Raw genomic sequence first — 18,372 nt, 5'->3', positions numbered from 1 at the left:
GCTGAAAAAAACGCACGTCAAATCAGACTCTGGTTTATCATCGTAGTTAATCGAATGGCGATCCGATTTAATCCTGATATCAACCCTAAGGCGATTTATGCAATGTCGTGCCTGAAGGTTCACTGAGGTTACTGTGCAGCTCACAAGTTTTACTGATTATGGCCTGCGGGCCCTGATTTATCTGGCCTCCCTGCCCGAAGGCCAGCAGACCAATATTACTGAAGTGACGAACACCTACGGTTTGTCACGTAACCACATGGTCAAAATCATTAATCAGCTAAGCCGGGAAGGGTATGTCGCAGCCACACGCGGTAAAAATGGCGGGATTCGCCTGGGGATGTCGCCCCGTGAGATTGTGATTGGCGATGTCGTACGAAAAATGGAGCCACTACAATTAGTGGATTGTGCCTCCTGTGCTATTACGCCAGCCTGCCGTCTTAAGCAGGCGCTGCATGATGCAGTACAGCGATTTTTGCAGGAGCTGGATAGCTATACGCTGGCAGATTTGGTTGAAGGGAATACACCACTTTATGAAATCATCCTGTCCCTGTCGCCAGCGGAAATAAATATTAAATGACATCGGAGGAACCGTTATGTCAAAAGATCCTTTTCAGGATAGAGAAGCTGAAAAATACGAAAACCCTATTCCAAGCCGTGAATTTATTCTGGCGCTGTTAGAGAAACGTGAAAAACCGGCCAGCCGTGAAGAGCTGGCTGAAGAGATGAATCTGCACGACGAAGAGCACCTTGAGGCGCTGCGTCGTCGCCTTCGCGCGATGGAGCGCGATGGTCAGCTGGTCTTCACCCGCCGTCAGTGCTATGCGCTGCCAGAACGGCTTGATCTTCTGCGCGGTAAAGTGATCGGCCATCGTGATGGCTATGGTTTCCTGCGGGCTGAAGGTCAGAAAGATGACCTCTACCTCTCTGCCGAACAGATGAAATTCTGTATGCACGGGGATGTGATCCTGGCGCAACCGCTGGGTGCCGATCGCAAAGGCCGTCGCGAAGCGCGCGTGGTTCGCGTGCAGGAGCCGCGCAACAATCAGATCGTTGGCCGCTACTTTACCGATGCCGGAGCGGGCTTCGTGGTGCCCGACGACAGCCGCCTGAGTTTCGATATTCTTATTCCACCGGAAGAGACGATGAACGCCCGCATGGGTTCTGTGGTGGTGGTCGAGCTGGTTCAGCGTCCGAATCGTCGCAGCAAAGCGATCGGTAAAGTGACCGAGATCCTGGGCGACGATATGGGTACCAGCCTGGCCGTCGATATGGCGCTGCGCACCCATGAGATCCCGCACACCTGGCCGCCGGAAGTGGAAGCGCAGGTCAGCCAGCTGAAAGAGGAGGTCCCGGAAGAGGCGAAAAAAGGTCGCGTCGACCTGCGTAAGCTGCCGCTGGTCACCATCGATGGTGAAGATGCCCGTGACTTCGACGATGCCGTTTACTGCGAGAAAAAACGCGGTGGCGGATGGCGTCTCTGGGTCGCTATCGCCGATGTCAGCTACTACGTTCGTCCTGGCACGCCTCTGGATAACGAAGCGCATCAGCGTGGCACCTCGGTCTACTTCCCGTCGCAGGTCGTACCGATGCTGCCGGAAGTGCTCTCCAACGGCTTATGTTCGCTCAACCCGCAGGTCGATCGCCTCTGTATGGTCTGTGAAATGACCATTTCCAGCAAAGGTAAACTCACCGGCTTCAAACACTACGAAGCGGTGATGAACTCCCATGCGCGTCTGACCTACAACAAGGTCTGGAACATCCTGCAGGGTGACAAAGAGCTGCGTCAGCACTATGCGCCGCTGGTCAAAGACCTGGAAGAGCTGCACAACCTCTATCAGGTGCTGGATGCGGCCCGCGAAGAGCGCGGCGGCATCTCCTTTGAAACGGAAGAGGCGAAGTTTATTTTCAACGCCGAGCGTCGTATCGAGCGGGTTGAACGCGCCTCGCGCAATGACGCACACAAGCTGATCGAAGAGTGCATGATCCTGGCGAACATCGCCTCGGCACGCTTCGTGGAGAAAAATCAGGAGCCTGCGCTGTTCCGCGACCACGATCGCCCGACGGATGAGAGCATCAAGAGCTTCCGGACCGTGCTCAACGAGCTGGGTCTGAGCCTGCCGGGCGGCAACAAACCGCAGCCTGTTGACTACGCGGCCCTGCTGAAGCAGGTGGCCGACCGTCCTGATGCGGAGATGCTGCAAACCATGCTGCTGCGCTCCATGAAGCAGGCCGTGTACGACCCGGAAAACCGTGGCCACTTCGGTCTGGCGCTCTCGTCGTATGCTCACTTCACGTCGCCGATTCGGCGTTACCCGGATCTGACGCTGCACCGCGCCATCAAATATCTGCTGGCCAAAGAGCAGGATCAGGGGAAAGGGCTGGTTCAGCGTGCGATCAAATACCTCATGCCGAAAGAGCGCAGCGTAGCCAGTGATATGACGACGGCGACCGGCGGCTATCACTACGACATGCCGCAGATGCTGCAGCTGGGTCTGCACTGCTCCCTGACCGAACGCCGCGCCGACGAAGCGACGCGCGACGTCGCGGACTGGCTTAAGTGTGACTTTATGCAGGATCAGGTCGGCAACGTCTTCAACGGCGTGATCTCCAGCGTCACCGGCTTTGGCTTCTTTGTGCGCTTAAGCGATCTCTTTATCGATGGTCTGGTCCATGTGTCTACGCTGGACAACGACTACTACCGTTTTGACCCGGTGGGTCAGCGTCTGATCGGCGAATCCGGCGGCCGCACCTATCGTCTGGGTGACGCGGTCGAGGTTCGAGTGGAAGCGGTTCATATGGACGAACGTAAGATCGACTTTGCCCTGATCTCCAGCCAGCGCCAGGTGCGTGGCGAAGGCAAAACCGCGCGTGACCGCGCGAAGCGTGACGATCAGGCGCCCGCAAAACGTCGTCGTAACGTGAGCCGGAAGTCCAATTTTGAGCCGGATGCTGCGTTCCGCGGTAACAAGGGCAAGCCCGATGCCGGAAGTGGCGGGAAAAAAAGTAAAAACGTCTCGGAAAAAACCCGTAAAATCGCCGCCGCCACCAAGGCAAAGCGCGCCAGGAAAAAGGCTGAGCCTGAGAGCTGAGCCTGACCTGATACGCGCATCCGCCCTCTCTTCCCGGAGAGAGGGCGGTTATTCATTCCTATCCAAACACTGAGCAGATCGATGAGCGAAATTATTTTTGGTATCCACGCCGTGCAGGCGCTGCTGGAACGTAACCCACAACGTTTCCAGGAAGTCTTTATCCTCAAAGGCCGCGACGATCGTCGCCTGCAACCCGTGGTCGCCGCGCTGGAAGCTCAGGGGATCGTGATTCAGCTGGCGGACCGTAAATGGCTCGACAGCCAGGTCGAAGGCGGTGTTCATCAGGGCATCATCGCCCGGGTGAAGCCTGGCCGTCAGTATCAGGAGGGCGACCTGCCGGACCTGCTGCAGAGCCTGGAAAAACCGTTCCTGCTGGTGCTGGATGGCGTCACCGATCCGCACAACCTGGGTGCCTGCCTGCGCAGCGCCGATGCGGCGGGCGTACACGCGGTCATCGTGCCGAAAGATCGCTCTGCGCCGCTGAATGCTACCGCTAAAAAAGTGGCCAGCGGTGCGGCCGAAAGTGTGCCCTTGATCCGCGTGACTAACCTGGCCCGGACGCTGCGTCTGCTGCAGGAGTACAATATCTGGGTGGTCGGCACCGCAGGTGAGGCCGACCATACGGTCTTCCAGAGCAAAATGACCGGCCCGATGGCGCTGGTGATGGGCGCGGAAGGCGAAGGAATGCGCCGTCTGACGCGCGAGCATTGCGATGAGCTGATCAGCATTCCGATGGCGGGCAGCGTCTCTTCACTGAATGTGTCGGTCGCGACCGGTGTCTGTCTGTTTGAAGCGGTGCGCCAGCGCAACGCCTGATGTCCCCTGTGATCCTCGCCACAAATTAGTTTCTGTGCCAGGCATAACCGCGCGTCATTCGCATAATTACTGAGTGACATCCGTGAGGAGTGGTTATGACCTGGACAACACACACCGTTTTTAATCAGCCCCATCCTCTGAGCAACAGCAACCTCTTCCTGTCTGATACGCCGCTCGGCGAGGCACTCTCCCGCGAAGGCGCAGGCTGGGACCGGGAGTGGCTGGCGTCGGTGGGCCAGCAACTGGGCAGCGCCGAGTCGCTGGAGCTGGGCCGGCTGGCCAATGCGGAACCGCCCGAACTGCTGCGCTACGACACCCGTGGCGAACGTCTGGATGAGGTCCGTTTTCATCCTGCCTGGCACCTGCTGATGCAGGGCGTCTGTGCCAGTCGGTTGCATAACCTCAGCTGGCAGCCGACGGTGCGGGAGCAGGCCGGGGTGGCGCGCGCGGCGCGCTTTATTCTGCACGCCCAGGTAGAGGCGGGTACCCTCTGCCCGATGACCATGACGCACGCGGCGATTCCGCTGCTTCAGCGCTGGCTGCCCGCCCTGTTTGAGGGCTGGCTCGATCCGCTGCTCAGCGATCGTTACGACACCCATGCCCAGCCCGGCGACCAGAAGCGTGGGCTGCTGATCGGGATGGGGATGACAGAAAAGCAGGGCGGCAGCGATCTGCTCATCAGCACCACCCGCGCGGAACCGCTTGCGGCGCGCGGCCCCGGTGAGGCGTACCGGCTGACCGGTCACAAATGGTTCTTCTCCGTGCCGCAGAGCGATGCGCATCTGGTGCTGGCTCAGACACCTGCCGGATTAAGCTGCTTCTTCCTGCCGCGTCTGCTGCCTGACGGAACCCGCAACGCCATTCAGCTTGAACAGCTCAAAGATAAACTGGGTAATCGCTCAAATGCCAGCGGCGAGGTGGAGTTCCGCGATGCCACCGGCTGGCTGCTGGGGGAAGAGGGCGAAGGTGTGCGGCTGATCCTGAAAATGGGGGGGATGACGCGCTTCGACTGCGCACTCGGCAGTCATGGGCAGATGCGACGCGCCTTCTCGGTGGCGCTCTGGCATGCCCATCAGCGCCAGGTGATGGGCAAGACGCTGCTGGAACAACCCCTGATGCGTCAGGTGCTGGCCCGGCAGGCGCTGCAGCTGGAGGGGCAGACCGCGCTGCTGATGCGGCTGGCGCGCGCCTGGTCACAACCGGCAAACGCGCATGAGGTCACCTTTGCCCGGCTGATGACGCCAGCGGCGAAATATCAGATCTGCAAAGCGGGGATGCCGTTTGTGGCAGAGTCGATGGAAGTGCTGGGGGGGATCGGCTACTGCGAAGCGAGTGAACTGCCTCGTCTCTATCGCGATATGCCGGTCAACAGTATCTGGGAGGGATCGGGCAACGTCATGTGCCTGGATGTCCTGCGTGTGCTCGCCCGCCATGCAGAGGTGATGACGATGCTGAATCAGGAGTTTGAGGCGGTGAAAGGAAGCAATCGTCACTTCGATGCCCGCTGGCGTCAGCTGCGGCTGAAACTCCGTCAGGTGCCCGAAGAGCAGGCGCGCGGGGTGACCTGCGCGCTGCTGCAGCTGGCGACGGGCGCGCAGCTGCTGAAACATGCCGAACCACCGCTGGCCGATGCGTGGTGCCAGCAGTGGCTCGATCCCCGCGGTCTGCGTCCGCTCGATCCGGTCGTGACCGAACGACTACTGGCGCGCGCCTGCGGCCGGTGAGGCGCCATAGAGGATTGCGCTGGCGTACCATAAGCCCGGCATAACCGTTTCGCTCAGCATCACAATCTGATAGTAAGCGGCGCCAGCCTGATTCGCCTGAGCGGCAACGGCCCGCTGGGCGTCATCCGGCGATCCGTGCACGTTAACGGTAATGTTGCCCAGCTTCGGTAATCCGCCACTCTGTGCCCGTGAGATCTCCTGCGCCTGCGACGTCGGCGCGGGCGGCGCTTTAGGCGTCGTCTCCAGCGCGGAACAGCCTGCCAGCAGCAGGCTCATCACCAGTAAATAAGCGGAACGCATAGCAATACTCCTGTTCAGGACGAAACAGTAAGTGTACGTCATCGCCCTGAACGCCGTCAGGATTTCAGGCTGAACACGCTGACCAGCTGCGTCAGGTGATGCCCTTTATCGCTCAGGCTCTGTGCGCTGTTCTCCGCCTGGGCCACCAGTTCGCTGTTCTGGTGCGTGGCCTGGCTGATCTGGTTCATCGCCAGATTGACCTGACCGATGCCCGCCGCCTGCTGCTGCGCCGCCACGTTGATTTCGCCCATCAGCGCCTGCACCTGCTCAATGTGCGTCACAATGTTGCTCATCGCCTCGCGCGTCTGCTCAGACAGCTGATGACCCTCCGCCACGTTGCCAATGGAGGTGGCAATCAGCCCGTCAATCTCTTTAGCGGCCTGCGCAGAACGCTGCGCCAGCGCGCGCACCTCGGCGGCGACCACCGCAAAACCGCGCCCCTGTTCACCGGCACGCGCGGCTTCCACCGCGGCGTTCAGCGCCAGGATATTGGTCTGGAAGGCGATCGACTCAATGACGTGAGTAATGTCCGCAATGCTTTGCGAGGAAACCTTGATGGCTGACATAGTGCTGACCGAGCGCGTTACCGTCTGGCTGCCGTGGCTGACGATCTCGCTGGCTTCGGCCACCAGTGACATCGCCTGCCGGAGGCTGTCCGCAGTGTGCTCAACCGTGGCACCAAACTGCTCCATGCTGGCGGAGGTCTCCTCCACGCTGCTGGCCTGACGGCCGATCTGCTCGCTGATGTTATGACTGCTGGCTGCGATGGTGTCGGTGCCCTGGCTGATCTCCTGGGCGGCACCACGCACCTGACTGACGATCTTCTCCAGGCCATCGCCAATGCCGTTAATGGCGATGATCAGCTGGCCCACTTCGTCACGGCGCGGGGTCTCCATGTGAACCTGCAGATTACCAGCGGCATACTGCTCTGCCAGATGAATGACCTGCTGCAGCGGACGGGTAATCGCCCGGCGGCTGTACCAGACAAACCCCAGCGCAAAGATGACGACCAGCACCAGTCCGGTCATCAGGAACAGATTGCGGCTCTGCATGATCGGTGCGAGCAGGCTGGCCCGGTTGACTTCGCCGGTGATGACCCAGTTCCAGCCCGGCAGCTGCTGCCATGCCAGAATTTTATGCTCACCCTCGATCTCCACCTGCTGCATGCCCTGCGACTGCGTCAGCAGCGGCGTTAAGATGGCGCTGTCCCATGCGGGCTGTTTCCCTTCGTTTTCCTGTGCGAACAGATACTCGCCCTGTGACTTGCCGGGGGTGCCGTTAAGCACAAAGAAGCGACCGCTGTCGCCCAGCCGACGCGCCAGGATCTTTTCACGCATCAGCGCATACTGCTTATCGATTCCTACGCCGACAAACAGGATCGCGACGACTCTGCCACTCTCATCTTTGACCGGCTGATATTGTGTGATGTAGCGATGGCCAAACAGCGTCGCCAGACCCTGATACACATTGCCCTGATGAACGCTTTTCCATGCCGCGCCACTGCGATCGAGCTGGGTGCCAATCGCCCGACTGCCATCCTGCTTTTTCAGCGAGGTTGAGATACGGATAAAATCATCGCCGTCACGCACGAAAATGGTGGCAACGGCGGCAGTGCGTTCGGTGAAATCGTCGACGGCGGTCTGATCGAGGTTCAGCGTCTTTAATCCGGCGCGCAGCACCGGCGTCGAAAAGTCGCCCACCTGCACCCTGGCGGTTTCATCCAGGCTGAAACGCCTGGGCAGGAAGCTGGTAAACAGACTGGTGTAGTGTGTGACCTCTTCGGTCAGGGTGGCGTTGAACATAGTGGCCATTTCACTGATGCCCTGCACCTGATTGTGCATGTCATCGATGGCGAGATTTTCCAGCTGGCGCGAGGCGTTGTGGCTCTGAGTCAGTGTCAGAACCAGCAGCAACAGCGCTACGCTCAGGGACGTCATAACTGACAGCTTAACGCCAAGACTCAGTCCGCTGAGAGAGAGACGCTTCATAAATTACCTTTGAATAAGTTAGAGGGGTACACCATCAACGGCAACGCGCGGAAAAAGTTTAGCGCGATGTCTGCGGCGTTCGTCGCGCAGGACATTTCGCAAACGCCTGTGCAGGACGTACACTTGAACTCCCTGTTTTTCCCCTTTCAGGAGAGACCATGATCGAACTCACCACCGACACGCTGGCCGGTATCGAATGCCTGCACGCCGCGCCCGCCGGACAGCGCCATCAACCCCTGCCCACTGTGCTGTTTTATCACGGGTTTACCTCCTCTAAAGAGGTCTATGCCTACTTCGCCGTGGCCCTGGCGCAGGCGGGATTCCGGGCGGTGATGCCGGACGCCGAGCTGCACGGTGCGCGTTATTACGGTGACGCAGAGACCCGCCTCGACCGCTTCTGGGAGATCCTGAAACAGAACATTGATGAGCTGCCGCAGCTGGAAGCCGCGCTGCGTGACAGTCACCTGATCGCGGAGGAACGTTTTGCGGTGGCGGGGGCGTCGATGGGTGGCATGACGGCGCTGGGAGCAATGGTGCGTTATCCGCAGATCCGCAGCGTCGCCTGTATGATGGGGTCAGGCTATTTTATGCAGCTCAGCCAGTCGCTGTTTCCGCCGCAGGTGGCCGACACACCGGCGCGAAAGGCGGCATTCGACGCCCGCATGGCACCGCTGGCGGAGTATGATCCCTGCAACCGGCTGGAGGCGCTGGCCGATCGTCCGCTGCTGCTGTGGCATGGTGAGGCGGATGAGGTCGTGCCCTGGGCGGAAAGCGTGCGGCTGGAGAAGGCGCTGCGTGACAACGGGCTGGCGCAGCATCTGACAGCGCTGTCAGAAAAAGCCATCGGGCACAAGATCACTCCGTCGGCCCTGACGGCGCTGGTGCGTTTTTTCACTCATCATCTGTAAAACAGACGGGCGGCGCGTCATGCTGCCGCCCGTTACGTTACGGCCTTACCAGTGCGCAGACGCCTTTTCTGCGGCACGGGCGGGCATGCCGACCGGGTTTCTTTCCGGCGTATCGAGCCGGTTGACGTAGACATAACCCGATGCCACTTCGCTGCTGTGACTTCTCATCTGCTGCGCACAGTCAGCGTGGCTGGCAAGAGCGGGTAGAGACAGGAAGAGACCCAGGAGGGTGGCGATGACGAACCTTTTCATGTCCGACTCCTCACTTCAGGGAACACACTCTGAACGCCGCCACCAGAGCATCTGCGGCGTCTCAGTTAATTTTAGCGATCGGCGACATTATCGCCAGCGTGCCCCACTGAACCTCATCATCAGCCTTTTTGAACAAACCCGGATTAACCCGCTGTATTCCCGTCATTAGCACAAAAAGCCACAGGTTGTGGCACGACGCCTGCGATTTGTTTAAATGTGCGCTTGAGTTCGGGCGCGGTCGCCAGTATGATTACGCGTCAATTTTTCAGCCGCATTCTCAGGCTGTGTCCCACAAGTGCTCGCCCTGGCGAACGTTTGTGGGACACAGCCTATAACGTTCCTTGCTTCCATGGGCCGCGGCTGACCCCGACAGGAGGCTGAATAATCCGTAAGGAGCAATTTCGATGCGTCATTACGAAATCGTATTTATGGTTCATCCTGACCAGAGCGAACAGGTTCCTGGCATGATCGAGCGTTACACTGGTGCTATCACTGGTGCACAGGGCACGATTCACCGCCTGGAAGACTGGGGCCGTCGTCAGCTGGCTTACCCGATCAACAAACTGCACAAAGCGCATTACGTTCTGATGAACGTTGAAGCGCCGCAGGAAGCGATCGATGAGCTGGAAACGAACTTCCGCTTCAACGACGCCGTTATCCGTAGCATGGTTATGCGCGTTAAACACGCGGTAACTGAAGCATCACCGATGGTTAAAGCGAAAGATGAGCGTCGTGATCGTCGCGAAGATTTTGCTAACGAATCCGCTGATGAGTCAGATGCTGGGGATTCTGAAGAGTAATCCATCGTGACGGTTAATCGACTGCGCTTGTCGGGCACTGTGTGCAAGACGCCGGTTCGAAAAATTAGCCCGTCAGGAATTCCTCACTGTCAGTTTGTGCTTGAGCACCGCTCAGTGCAGGAGGAGGCCGGGTTTCACCGGCAAGCCTGGTGTCGTATGCCGGTGATTATCAGCGGCAGCACCCATCAGGTGATTACTCAACATATAACGGTCGGCACGCAACTCTCACTCGACGGTTTCATTAGTTGCCATCAGGCACGAAATGGCCAGAGCAAAGTGGTGTTCCATGCCGAGCAGATTGAATTGATAGATTCTGGAGACTAGCCTAATGGCACGTTATTTCCGTCGTCGCAAGTTCTGCCGTTTCACCGCGGAAGGCGTTGTTGAGATCGATTACAAAGACATCGCAACGTTAAAAAATTACATTACCGAAAGCGGTAAAATTGTCCCGAGCCGTATCACCGGTACTCGTGCAAAATACCAGCGTCAGTTGGCTCGCTGCATCAAGCGCGCGCGTTACCTGTCTCTGCTGCCGTACACTGATCGTCATCAGTAATCGGCAACTGTCCATTAACGACTTTAAGAGGATAAGGTAATGCAAGTTATTCTGCTTGATAAAGTAGCAAACCTGGGCAGCCTGGGTGATCAGGTTAACGTTAAAGCGGGCTACGCTCGTAACTTCCTGGTTCCACAGGGCAAAGCTGTTCCTGCCACGAAGAAAAACGTTGAGTATTTCGAAGCACGTCGTGCTGAACTGGAAGCCAAACTGGCTGACGTTCAGTCTGCAGCGACTGCACGCGCTGAGAAGATCAATGCACTGGGCACCGTGACCATCACGTCTAAAGCAGGCGATGAAGGTAAACTGTTCGGTTCAATCGGTACCCGCGACATCGCTGATGCAGTCACTGCAGCAGGCGTTGACGTAGCGAAGAGCGAAGTTCGTCTGCCGAACGGCGTTCTGCGTACCACCGGTGAGCATGAAGTGGACTTCCAGGTTCACAGCGATGTATTCGCTAAGCTGACCGTAAAAGTTGTTGCTGGTTAATCTGATTAACTGAGCACGACAAAAAAGACGCCGGCCTTGTGCCGGCGTTTTTGTTTTTATCGTTTACCTCACCGCAGTTCGCCGCTTACTGCGCCCGGATAAAGCTGCCGTCCGGCTGACGGGTAAAGAGTACCGGACCGCTGGCACTGTCAACCGTCAGGCCGGTCACCGTGCCCTGCGCATCCTGACGAATCTTCACCTGCTGACCACTTTTCAGTGAGCTGAGCGGCTGATCGTTGCCTTCCACCCGCGCCATCGCAAACACATCGTTCACCGGCAGGCTATTGTCACGAAACAGCTGCGCCAGCGTCTGACCCGAGGCGATAGTCAGGCTGCGCCATGCGCCCTGCGAATCGGCCTTTGGCGTCTGCTGTGAGGCAGAAGAGGAGGGCTGACGGCTGCTGTTGTCATCATAGATATCCGCCTGCATCGGCACCTCTTTTTCTGCAGAGGGGGTCGCAGGCTGTTCGACCGGATAGCGCAGCGTGCTGGCAGGCCAGAGAAACGCTACCAGCATCACCAGCAGGGCCGCCACGATGCCGCGCCGGTGCGGTGCGGGCAGCGGATCCATCCAGCCGATGTGGTCGGTAAAGTGCCAGATACGCTGAAGCCATGCTGGCAGGCGGGACGACGCGTCTGAAGCCATTCGGGGTTCCTCCTCTCCGGCAGGGCGCTGTGGCCTGCGTGCGGCCAGCCAGGCCTGCAGCCGGGAAACGGTCTGTGTTGCACGCATCCTGCGGCGGCGGGGGGCAATCTGGCCCATGTTTACTCTCTTATTAGTATGCTTGAGACGGGGTAAATCCCGTCCATAGTTATAGTATGGGCAATACCGGCGCGAAGTGCCTGCCAGCATTCATAAAATTGACGACTCTATTGTTTCCTTTTCATCAGCAAAAGTCATCTGCGACGCAGGGCATTTTACGCCAGCGGCCTGCGCTGCTATGCTGCCGGTTCGAATTTATCCGAGAGTGAAAGGAACGAAGATGACTACCCCTTCTTTCGACAGCGTCGAAGCACAAGCAAGTTACGGTATTGGTTTACAGGTTGGCCAGCAGTTGCTGGAATCTGGTCTGCAGGGGCTGCAACCAGAAGCACTGCTCGCGGGCCTGCGCGACGCGCTGGAAGGGAACTCGCCGGCCGTTCCGGTTGATGTGGTTCATCGCGCACTGCGTGAAGTGCATGAACGTGCTGAAGGCGTGCGTCGTGAGCGCACCGAAGCGATGGCAGCAGAAGGCCAGGCCTTCCTGCAGGAAAATGCGCAGCGTGAAGGCGTGAACAGCACCGAGTCGGGCCTGCAGTTCAGCGTGATTACCCAGGGTGAAGGTCCAATCCCGTCACGCCAGGATCGCGTTCGCGTTCACTATACGGGCAAACTGATCGACGGCAGCGTGTTCGACAGCTCCGTTGCGCGTGGTGAACCGGCAGAATTCCCGGTAAGCGGTGTGATCCCAGGCTGGATCGAAGCCCTGACCCTGATGCCGGTTGGCTCGAAATGGGAACTGGTGATCCCACAGAACCTCGCCTACGGTGAGCGTGGCGCGGGTGCCTCCATCCCGCCATTCAGCACCCTGATCTTCGAAGTCGAACTGCTGGAAATTCTGTAATCTTCAGCGCTGCAACCCGCGGGTTGCAGCGTTTCCCCGCCTGTTACTGCTGTAAATTCACCTGCCACAACGCAAAGCCCGTCGCATCAGTCCCTTTGGGCTGCAGTGGATATTGCGCATGCTGCTGAATAAACCCGGTCGCTTTCTCACCCGGCGCCGTTTCGAACTGAATGTCGAGCGGTGTGGAGGCGCTTATCGGCGCCAGCCGCCAGTTATTATCCGCCTTTGGCTGCACCTCACCGTGCGCTTTGGTTTCAGCGCTGATGTAGGCGGCCACCACGGCGCGGTTCTCATCCGGCGAGGCAAAGGCGATATAGCGATCGCCGGTGCCGGCAAACTTGCCGCCATAGGCGCGATAGTTATTGGTCGCCACCAGGAAGGTTGCCTGCGGGTCGATGGGCTTACCCTGCCAGCTCAGCTGACGGATACGTGACGACTCCGGATGGATCAGCTGACACTCCGCATCGTAGCGGGCGGGCTGGGTGACATCGATCTGATACGTGACGCCATCGATCACATCAAAGTTATAGGTGCGGAAATCCCAGTTGATCAGCGACTGCGTTTTCGGGCTGTTCGGATCGATCTGATTAAACTGCCCGGCTGAACACTCCAGCCACTCTTTGACCTGCGCGCCGCTGACCTTCATCACCACCAGGGTGTTCGGATAAAGATAGAGATCGGCGGCGTTTCGGAAGGTCAGCGCGCCTTTTTCCACTTCGACATAGCTGGCCGGATCGTTTTTACGTCCGCCCGCCTTAAACGGCGCGGCCGCAGAGAGCACCGGCAGGCGGCCCAGATCGGGATCGCCCTGGATAAAGTGCTCAACGTAGGCGCGCTGGGCATTGTTGACGATCTGCACCGTGGGATCGTCCTGCACCAGCGACAGATAGCTGTACATCACGTCGGCAGAGCGGCCGATGGGCTTCGCCACAAACTCGCGGGTGGCGCGGTGATCCTCAGCCAGAACGTTTACCAGCGCCGGGTCTTCTGCCGCCAGCGACTTCTTCGCGGCGGTATCGTAGATGGGCCGGGCCTGGGCCTTACCACTGCTTACCTGCCAGCGATCGCCCTCCTTGCTGAGCACCAGGTCAACCACGCCGAGATGATCGCCCCACATGCCCGGCATCACCGCCGGGATCCCGTTCAGCGTACCCTGGGTGATATCGGCGCCCCGGATGGTCGCAAAATCTTTGCCAGGGAAGACCGCATGTGCATGACCGAACAGAATGGCGTTAATGCCCTCCACCTGGCTGAGGTAATAAACCGAGTTCTCCGCCATAGCGTGCCAGGGCTCGCTGCTGAGACCGGAGTGGGGAATGGCAATGATCAGGTCTGCGCCCTGCGCGCGCATCTCCGGCACCAGGCGGCGCGCCGTCTCTGTAATGTCATCGACCCGCACCTTACCCTGCAGATTGGCTTTATCCCACACCATAATCTGTGGCGGCACGAAGCCGATGTAGCCTATCTTCAGGGTCTGCATATTGCCGTCGCGATCCACAACCTGAGTGGATTTGATGAGGTAGGGGGTGAACAGGGGTTTACCGCTCTTCACGTCAATCACGTTGGCGTTTACATAGGGGAAGCGGGCGCCCGCCAGCGCTTTTTTCAGATAGGGCAGACCATAGTTGAATTCGTGGTTGCCGAGATTGCCGACGCTGTAGTCCAGCGTGTTGAGCGCCTTGTAAACCGGGTGGATCTCGCCCTCGCGCAACCCTTTCGCGGCCATATAGTCGCCCAGCGGGCTGCCCTGAATGATGTCGCCGTTATCGACCAGTACGCTGTTTTTTACCTCCTGGCGCGCGGCATGAATCAGCGTAGCGGTGCGCACCAGGCCAAACTTCTCGGTCGGCGTGTCTTTGTAGTAGTCGAAATCCATCATATTGCTGTGCAGATCGGTGGTTTCCAGTATCCGCAAATCCACCGTTGCGGCCTGTGTGGCGACGGAAACGCTCAGGGCCAGTAACATCATTCCGGGCTTAAACATGCTTGCTCCTGCTGCAGATTAATTTAAGGCTCTCAAAATAATGTAAAAGCATGACAGATAGTCATTTTAAATCGTGATGGATATAACGTTTTGGCCGATCGGCCTGCGGCAAAGTCCGATACGACAGCACCACCACAGTGCGGGCGTGGCGATAAGGCGATAACTATGATATTGATATATCTATAAATTGGTTCGCTGATTCGCCCGTTAACCGGCGCATCAGGCGAAACTGCTAAAATGTCACTATCTGACGCTGAGCTCTTCCCGCAGCAGATCGACATAATGAGGTGAAAAATGTTAGAGCAACTCTGCCAGCTGGCACGCGAAGCAGGCGACGCGATTATGCAGGTCTATGACGGCGCCGCGCCGCTTGACGTTTCTCACAAATCGGATGATTCGCCGGTCACCGCCGCAGATATCGCCGCGCACAAGGTGATCCTGGCGGGGCTGAGGGCGCTGACGCCCGATCTCCCCGTCCTGTCAGAAGAGGATCCGCCCGCCTGGGAGGTGCGTCAGCACTGGCAGCGTTACTGGCTGGTTGATCCGCTGGATGGCACCAAAGAGTTTATCAAGCGCAACGGTGAGTTTACCGTGAATATCGCGCTGATCGAGGCGGGCAAGCCGGTGATGGGCGTGGTCTACGCGCCGGTGCTGGACGTGATGTACTCCGCGGCCGAAGGCAAAGCGTGGAAAGAGGAGGGCGGTCAGCGTGAGCAGATTCACGTACGTGACGCCCGGCCGCCACTGGTGGTGGTGAGCCGCTCTCATGGCGACGACGAGGAGATGAAAGAGTATCTGAAGCAACTCGGAGAGCATCAGACCGTCGCAACCGGCTCCTCGCTGAAATTCTGCCTGGTGGCTGAAGGCAAAGCGCAGCTCTATCCCCGCTTCGGGCCGACCAACATCTGGGATACAGGCGCGGGTCACGCGGTGGCGATGGCAGCGGGCGCGCATGTGCATGACTGGCAGGGCAGAACGCTGGACTACACGCCGCGCGAATCTTTCCTTAATCCCGGCTTCCGCGTTTCGCTGTTTTAAGACGGCGCTGAGCCTGAAAACCCCGGCGGGCGCCGGGGTTTTGCTGTTACGCCTTCAGCAGCGAGGTCACCAGTGCTATCACCCGGGTCACCTCATCCTGCGTCAGCGGTCCATCCTTCACGAATCTCACCTTGCCCTGCTTATCCAGCACCACGATCGCAGAGCTGCCCGGCTGAAGCTGCCAGGCACGCTGTACCTCGCCCTTGCTGTCGACAATAAACTGCGACCAGGGATACTGCTGCTTATTGGTTTCGATGCTGCTGCGCACAAACATGCCTGTACCGGGTATCGCATCATCGGTATTCACGATAGTCGTGGTCTGATAACGATCGTGGGGCAGCTTCGCGGCCTTGATCGCCTCTATCAGCGCCGCGTTCATCTGCTTCGCCGATGAGCGACCGGCAATATGCTGGATGACGCGAACTTTTCCGCTCAGCTGCGCGCTGTTCCAGTTTTTATAGCTAAACTTCTCCTGCTGCAGGATCAGTTCGCCTTTGTCATTGACGCCCACCGCCGGAACACGCGTCTCCTGTCTGAGATCGTGCGCCATAGCACCTGTCGGGATCAGAAACGAGAGCGCCAGTGCGGCCAGAGTTGTTCGCATTGCTATTTCCTTAGGTGATCAGACCAGTTAGTCATTTTACTGCAATAGTAAGCAGGGATGATGCGCCTGTCCTGGAAAGGTGTCAGGTTTGTTATGCCCGCCACAATTCCTTAACCAATGAAGGTTTATACTGTGTCATGTGAGCCTGATAACAGAGTGTTCTGTAATGATGTGTCAATTCAGTAAAAAAATTCACTTTTTGGCACACCACCCAGACTGAGTGTTCTATAGTTATCGCGAATTCGCGCTTCATGGGCTGGCACCAAATTTGGAAACGGCGAAGCGTGCTTTAAAAATGTACAGGAGTTAGTCAGTATGAAGATCTTCCAGCGCTATAATCCGCTGCAAATAGCGAAATATGTAAAAACGCTGTTCAAAGGAAGGTTGTATATCAAGGACGTTGGCGCGTTCGAGTTTGATAAAGGGAAAGTCCTTATTCCGCGCGTCAAAGACAAACAGCATCTGAGCGTGATGTCAGAAATTAACCGCCAGGTCGTGCGTCTCAAGCTTGAGTTCAACTAAAGACAAGGGCGCCGATGGGCGCCCTTGATGCTTACGGGGTCAGAGGGTCTGCGTCATCACTCTGAACCGGGGCATATCACCCCTTCACCGATGCCCACCGTCTGACACCCGACGCCCGCCAGAACAGGCGCTGAGTGAATCTACTCTTCTTCGCTTTTGGTCATACTCAGCACCGGCGGTCGTTCATCAATGCGGGTGACCAGTAACTGATCGATACGGTAGCTGTCGATATCCACCACCTCGAATTTGTACCCCGCGAACTTCACAAAGTCGGTGCGTTTCGGGATCTTACGCAGCATATACATCATAAAGCCGCCGATGGTTTCGTAGTTGCCGGACTGCGGGAATTCATCAATGTCCAGCACACGCATCACGTCATCGATCGGCGTGCCGCCTTCAACCAGCCATGAATTCTCGTCACGGGCGACGATCTGCTCTTCCATGCCCTGACCGACCAGATCGCCCATCAGCGTGGTCATCACGTCATTCAGGGTAATGATGCCGACGACCAGCGCATATTCGTTCATGATCACCGCGAAATCTTCACCGGCGGTTTTGAAACTTTCCAGCGCCTCAGAGAGGGTCAGCGTATCCGGCACGATCAGCGCAGAGCGAATCTGCAGGCCGCTGTTCAGCGCCATGCTCTGATTGCCCAGCACGCGCAGCAGCAGCTCTTTCGAGTCGACGTAGCCGACGATATGGTCGATGTCGCCGCTGCAGACTAAAAACTTGGAGTGCGGATGCTCGGCAATTTTGGTTTTCAGGCTGGTTTCATCTTCGTGCAGATCAAACCAGACGATATTCTCACGCGAGGTCATGGAGGAGGGAACGGTACGCGACTCCAGCTCGAACACGTTTTCAATCAGTTCATGCTCCTGCTTACGCAGCACCCCGGCCAGCGCACCCGCTTCAACGACGGCGTAGATATCGTCGGAGGTGATGTCATCTTTACGCACCATCGGCAGTTTAAAGAGGCGGAAGAAGACGTTAGCCAGGCCATTAAACAGCCACACCAGCGGGCGCATGACCAGCAAACAGAAGCGCATCGGATTGATGATGCGTAGCGCGATGGTTTCCGGGGCCACCATGCCGACCCGTTTCGGGGTTAAATCGGCGAACAGGATAAACATGCTGGTGACGATGGTGAAGGAGCAGATAAAGCTGAGCTGTTCGGCCAGCGCCGGGGAGACAAACTGATCAAACAGGCCGCGGAAGACCGGCGAAAACGCCGCATCACCGACGATACCGCCCAGAATGGCGACGGCATTGAGACCAATCTGCACCACGGTGAAGAACATGCCTGGCGTTTCCTGCATTTTCAATACGCGCTGCGCATTGACATTGCCTTCATCGGCCAGCAGTTTCAGTTTGATCTTACGGGCCGCGGCCAGCGAGATCTCGGACAGAGAAAAAAAAGCACTGATTACGATCAGCAACAGAATGATGAGTAAGCTATCTAACATATGAGATCCAAAAGGTTATCCACATGTCATTTTTGGCCTGGGCAGCGTGGGTAAGCGCAAACAGAGCGGGTTTATCCATGAAACAGAGCTATCCGTGCCAAAAATGTCTGCGCCATATCGACAGAGAATGAGATGTCGGGGCAGAAATGAAAACAGGCGGGATGCCTGTGGTGGCCGATTATAGCAGGAGCGCTCATCGTGCCGCCAGAGGGCAAACCACCGTGTCACGACGCCT

The 18,372-nt window shown here is 57.9% G+C and carries 19 protein-coding genes; 12 read left to right on the top strand and 7 right to left on the bottom strand.

Annotated features, from left to right (window positions below; translation table 11 throughout):
- Positions 1-133 precede the first annotated feature (133 nt).
- From nsrR to AB1748_RS18005, 4 genes are all read left to right on the top strand, one after another.
- On the top strand, positions 134-577 hold the full coding sequence (gene nsrR, locus AB1748_RS18020; RefSeq protein WP_111139217.1) for a nitric oxide-sensing transcriptional repressor NsrR: 444 nt from the start codon (positions 134-136) through the stop codon (positions 575-577).
- A gap of 16 nt (positions 578-593) precedes the next feature.
- Positions 594-3,089 carry a ribonuclease R gene (gene rnr / locus AB1748_RS18015; RefSeq protein ID WP_111139218.1) on the top strand — a complete coding sequence of 832 codons (2,496 nt, stop codon included), beginning with the start codon at positions 594-596 and terminating at the stop codon, positions 3,087-3,089.
- Between the two features lie 81 nt (positions 3,090-3,170).
- Complete coding sequence (gene rlmB / locus AB1748_RS18010) at positions 3,171-3,905, top strand: 23S rRNA (guanosine(2251)-2'-O)-methyltransferase RlmB (protein WP_111139219.1); 735 nt, start codon at positions 3,171-3,173, stop codon at positions 3,903-3,905.
- A gap of 95 nt (positions 3,906-4,000) precedes the next feature.
- Positions 4,001-5,629, top strand: a complete 1,629-nt coding sequence (locus tag AB1748_RS18005; RefSeq protein WP_367395864.1) for an isovaleryl-CoA dehydrogenase — start codon at positions 4,001-4,003, stop codon at positions 5,627-5,629.
- Here the strand turns inward: AB1748_RS18005 and bsmA are convergent.
- Positions 5,603-5,929: a biofilm peroxide resistance protein BsmA gene (gene bsmA / locus AB1748_RS18000; RefSeq protein WP_111139221.1), complete on the bottom strand. Its 327-nt coding sequence runs from the start codon at positions 5,927-5,929 to the stop codon at positions 5,603-5,605. The two genes, AB1748_RS18005 and bsmA, sit on opposite strands and share 27 nt — an antisense overlap.
- 56 nt (positions 5,930-5,985) lie before the next feature.
- Positions 5,986-7,917: a methyl-accepting chemotaxis protein gene (locus AB1748_RS17995; RefSeq protein WP_111139222.1), complete on the bottom strand. Its 1,932-nt coding sequence runs from the start codon at positions 7,915-7,917 to the stop codon at positions 5,986-5,988.
- A 158-nt stretch (positions 7,918-8,075) separates the two neighbouring features.
- On the opposite strand from AB1748_RS17995, the gene yjfP reads away from it, so the two are divergent.
- Entirely contained in the window at positions 8,076-8,825 is a 750-nt protein-coding gene (yjfP, locus tag AB1748_RS17990; RefSeq protein ID WP_367395863.1) for an esterase, read from the top strand.
- Between the two features lie 45 nt (positions 8,826-8,870).
- Here yjfP and AB1748_RS17985 read toward each other — a convergent pair whose 3' ends face one another.
- On the bottom strand, positions 8,871-9,077 hold the full coding sequence (locus tag AB1748_RS17985; RefSeq protein ID WP_111139224.1) for a hypothetical protein: 207 nt from the start codon (positions 9,075-9,077) through the stop codon (positions 8,871-8,873).
- A gap of 404 nt (positions 9,078-9,481) precedes the next feature.
- Here AB1748_RS17985 and rpsF point away from each other — a divergent pair, with 404 nt between their 5' ends.
- From rpsF to rplI, 4 genes are read left to right on the top strand one after another with little or no spacing between them, the layout of a single operon-like run.
- Positions 9,482-9,877, top strand: a complete 396-nt coding sequence (gene rpsF, locus AB1748_RS17980) for a 30S ribosomal protein S6 (RefSeq protein WP_009087450.1) — start codon at positions 9,482-9,484, stop codon at positions 9,875-9,877.
- A 6-nt stretch (positions 9,878-9,883) separates the two neighbouring features.
- Positions 9,884-10,201, top strand: a complete 318-nt coding sequence (gene priB, locus AB1748_RS17975; protein ID WP_111139225.1) for a primosomal replication protein N — start codon at positions 9,884-9,886, stop codon at positions 10,199-10,201.
- A 4-nt stretch (positions 10,202-10,205) separates the two neighbouring features.
- Positions 10,206-10,433 carry a 30S ribosomal protein S18 gene (rpsR, locus tag AB1748_RS17970; protein WP_002210155.1) on the top strand — a complete coding sequence of 76 codons (228 nt, stop codon included), beginning with the start codon at positions 10,206-10,208 and terminating at the stop codon, positions 10,431-10,433.
- A 39-nt stretch (positions 10,434-10,472) separates the two neighbouring features.
- The gene (gene rplI, locus AB1748_RS17965) at positions 10,473-10,922 is read left to right on the top strand and encodes a 50S ribosomal protein L9 (protein WP_058956512.1); all 450 of its coding nucleotides are present in this window, start codon (positions 10,473-10,475) and stop codon (positions 10,920-10,922) included.
- An 85-nt stretch (positions 10,923-11,007) separates the two neighbouring features.
- On the opposite strand, the gene AB1748_RS17960 is transcribed toward rplI, so the two are convergent.
- Complete coding sequence (locus AB1748_RS17960) at positions 11,008-11,685, bottom strand: LysM-like peptidoglycan-binding domain-containing protein (protein WP_293774408.1); 678 nt, start codon at positions 11,683-11,685, stop codon at positions 11,008-11,010.
- 220 nt (positions 11,686-11,905) lie between these two features.
- Here AB1748_RS17960 and fklB point away from each other — a divergent pair, with 220 nt between their 5' ends.
- Entirely contained in the window at positions 11,906-12,526 is a 621-nt protein-coding gene (gene fklB / locus AB1748_RS17955) for an FKBP-type peptidyl-prolyl cis-trans isomerase (RefSeq protein ID WP_128085096.1), read from the top strand.
- A gap of 43 nt (positions 12,527-12,569) precedes the next feature.
- Here fklB and AB1748_RS17950 read toward each other — a convergent pair whose 3' ends face one another.
- The gene (locus AB1748_RS17950) at positions 12,570-14,510 is read right to left on the bottom strand and encodes a bifunctional 2',3'-cyclic-nucleotide 2'-phosphodiesterase/3'-nucleotidase (protein WP_367395862.1); all 1,941 of its coding nucleotides are present in this window, start codon (positions 14,508-14,510) and stop codon (positions 12,570-12,572) included.
- Positions 14,511-14,804: 294 nt separating this feature from the next.
- Between AB1748_RS17950 and cysQ the strand changes: the two genes are divergently transcribed.
- Entirely contained in the window at positions 14,805-15,548 is a 744-nt protein-coding gene (cysQ, locus tag AB1748_RS17945; protein ID WP_111139229.1) for a 3'(2'),5'-bisphosphate nucleotidase CysQ, read from the top strand.
- Positions 15,549-15,594: 46 nt separating this feature from the next.
- On the opposite strand, the gene AB1748_RS17940 is transcribed toward cysQ, so the two are convergent.
- Positions 15,595-16,152: a YtfJ family protein gene (locus tag AB1748_RS17940; protein WP_111139230.1), complete on the bottom strand. Its 558-nt coding sequence runs from the start codon at positions 16,150-16,152 to the stop codon at positions 15,595-15,597.
- A gap of 315 nt (positions 16,153-16,467) precedes the next feature.
- Here AB1748_RS17940 and AB1748_RS17935 point away from each other — a divergent pair, with 315 nt between their 5' ends.
- Positions 16,468-16,674, top strand: a complete 207-nt coding sequence (locus AB1748_RS17935) for a DUF1107 domain-containing protein (RefSeq protein WP_003855513.1) — start codon at positions 16,468-16,470, stop codon at positions 16,672-16,674.
- Between the two features lie 140 nt (positions 16,675-16,814).
- Here the strand turns inward: AB1748_RS17935 and AB1748_RS17930 are convergent, their stop codons facing one another.
- On the bottom strand, positions 16,815-18,137 hold the full coding sequence (locus AB1748_RS17930; protein ID WP_111139231.1) for a hemolysin family protein: 1,323 nt from the start codon (positions 18,135-18,137) through the stop codon (positions 16,815-16,817).
- Positions 18,138-18,372 lie beyond the last annotated feature (235 nt).

The sequence above is a fragment of the Pantoea sp. Ep11b genome (assembly GCF_040783975.1).
GTDB lineage: Bacteria > Pseudomonadota > Gammaproteobacteria > Enterobacterales > Enterobacteriaceae > Pantoea.
This window is presented reverse-complemented; position numbering and strand designations above follow the sequence as displayed.

Coding starts and splice junctions, on each gene's coding strand:
- AB1748_RS17940 (WP_111139230.1), bottom strand. CDS start 16,152: ATGCGAACAACTCTGGCCGCACTGGCGCTCTCGTTTCTGATCCCGACA.
- rpsR (WP_002210155.1), top strand. CDS start 10,206: ATGGCACGTTATTTCCGTCGTCGCAAGTTCTGCCGTTTCACCGCGGAA.
- rlmB (WP_111139219.1), top strand. CDS start 3,171: ATGAGCGAAATTATTTTTGGTATCCACGCCGTGCAGGCGCTGCTGGAA.
- bsmA (WP_111139221.1), bottom strand. CDS start 5,929: ATGCGTTCCGCTTATTTACTGGTGATGAGCCTGCTGCTGGCAGGCTGT.
- fklB (WP_128085096.1), top strand. CDS start 11,906: ATGACTACCCCTTCTTTCGACAGCGTCGAAGCACAAGCAAGTTACGGT.
- AB1748_RS17960 (WP_293774408.1), bottom strand. CDS start 11,685: ATGGGCCAGATTGCCCCCCGCCGCCGCAGGATGCGTGCAACACAGACC.
- yjfP (WP_367395863.1), top strand. CDS start 8,076: ATGATCGAACTCACCACCGACACGCTGGCCGGTATCGAATGCCTGCAC.
- rplI (WP_058956512.1), top strand. CDS start 10,473: ATGCAAGTTATTCTGCTTGATAAAGTAGCAAACCTGGGCAGCCTGGGT.
- AB1748_RS17950 (WP_367395862.1), bottom strand. CDS start 14,510: ATGTTTAAGCCCGGAATGATGTTACTGGCCCTGAGCGTTTCCGTCGCC.
- rpsF (WP_009087450.1), top strand. CDS start 9,482: ATGCGTCATTACGAAATCGTATTTATGGTTCATCCTGACCAGAGCGAA.
- AB1748_RS17930 (WP_111139231.1), bottom strand. CDS start 18,137: ATGTTAGATAGCTTACTCATCATTCTGTTGCTGATCGTAATCAGTGCT.
- rnr (WP_111139218.1), top strand. CDS start 594: ATGTCAAAAGATCCTTTTCAGGATAGAGAAGCTGAAAAATACGAAAAC.
- AB1748_RS17935 (WP_003855513.1), top strand. CDS start 16,468: ATGAAGATCTTCCAGCGCTATAATCCGCTGCAAATAGCGAAATATGTA.
- cysQ (WP_111139229.1), top strand. CDS start 14,805: ATGTTAGAGCAACTCTGCCAGCTGGCACGCGAAGCAGGCGACGCGATT.
- AB1748_RS18005 (WP_367395864.1), top strand. CDS start 4,001: ATGACCTGGACAACACACACCGTTTTTAATCAGCCCCATCCTCTGAGC.
- AB1748_RS17985 (WP_111139224.1), bottom strand. CDS start 9,077: ATGAAAAGGTTCGTCATCGCCACCCTCCTGGGTCTCTTCCTGTCTCTA.
- AB1748_RS17995 (WP_111139222.1), bottom strand. CDS start 7,917: ATGAAGCGTCTCTCTCTCAGCGGACTGAGTCTTGGCGTTAAGCTGTCA.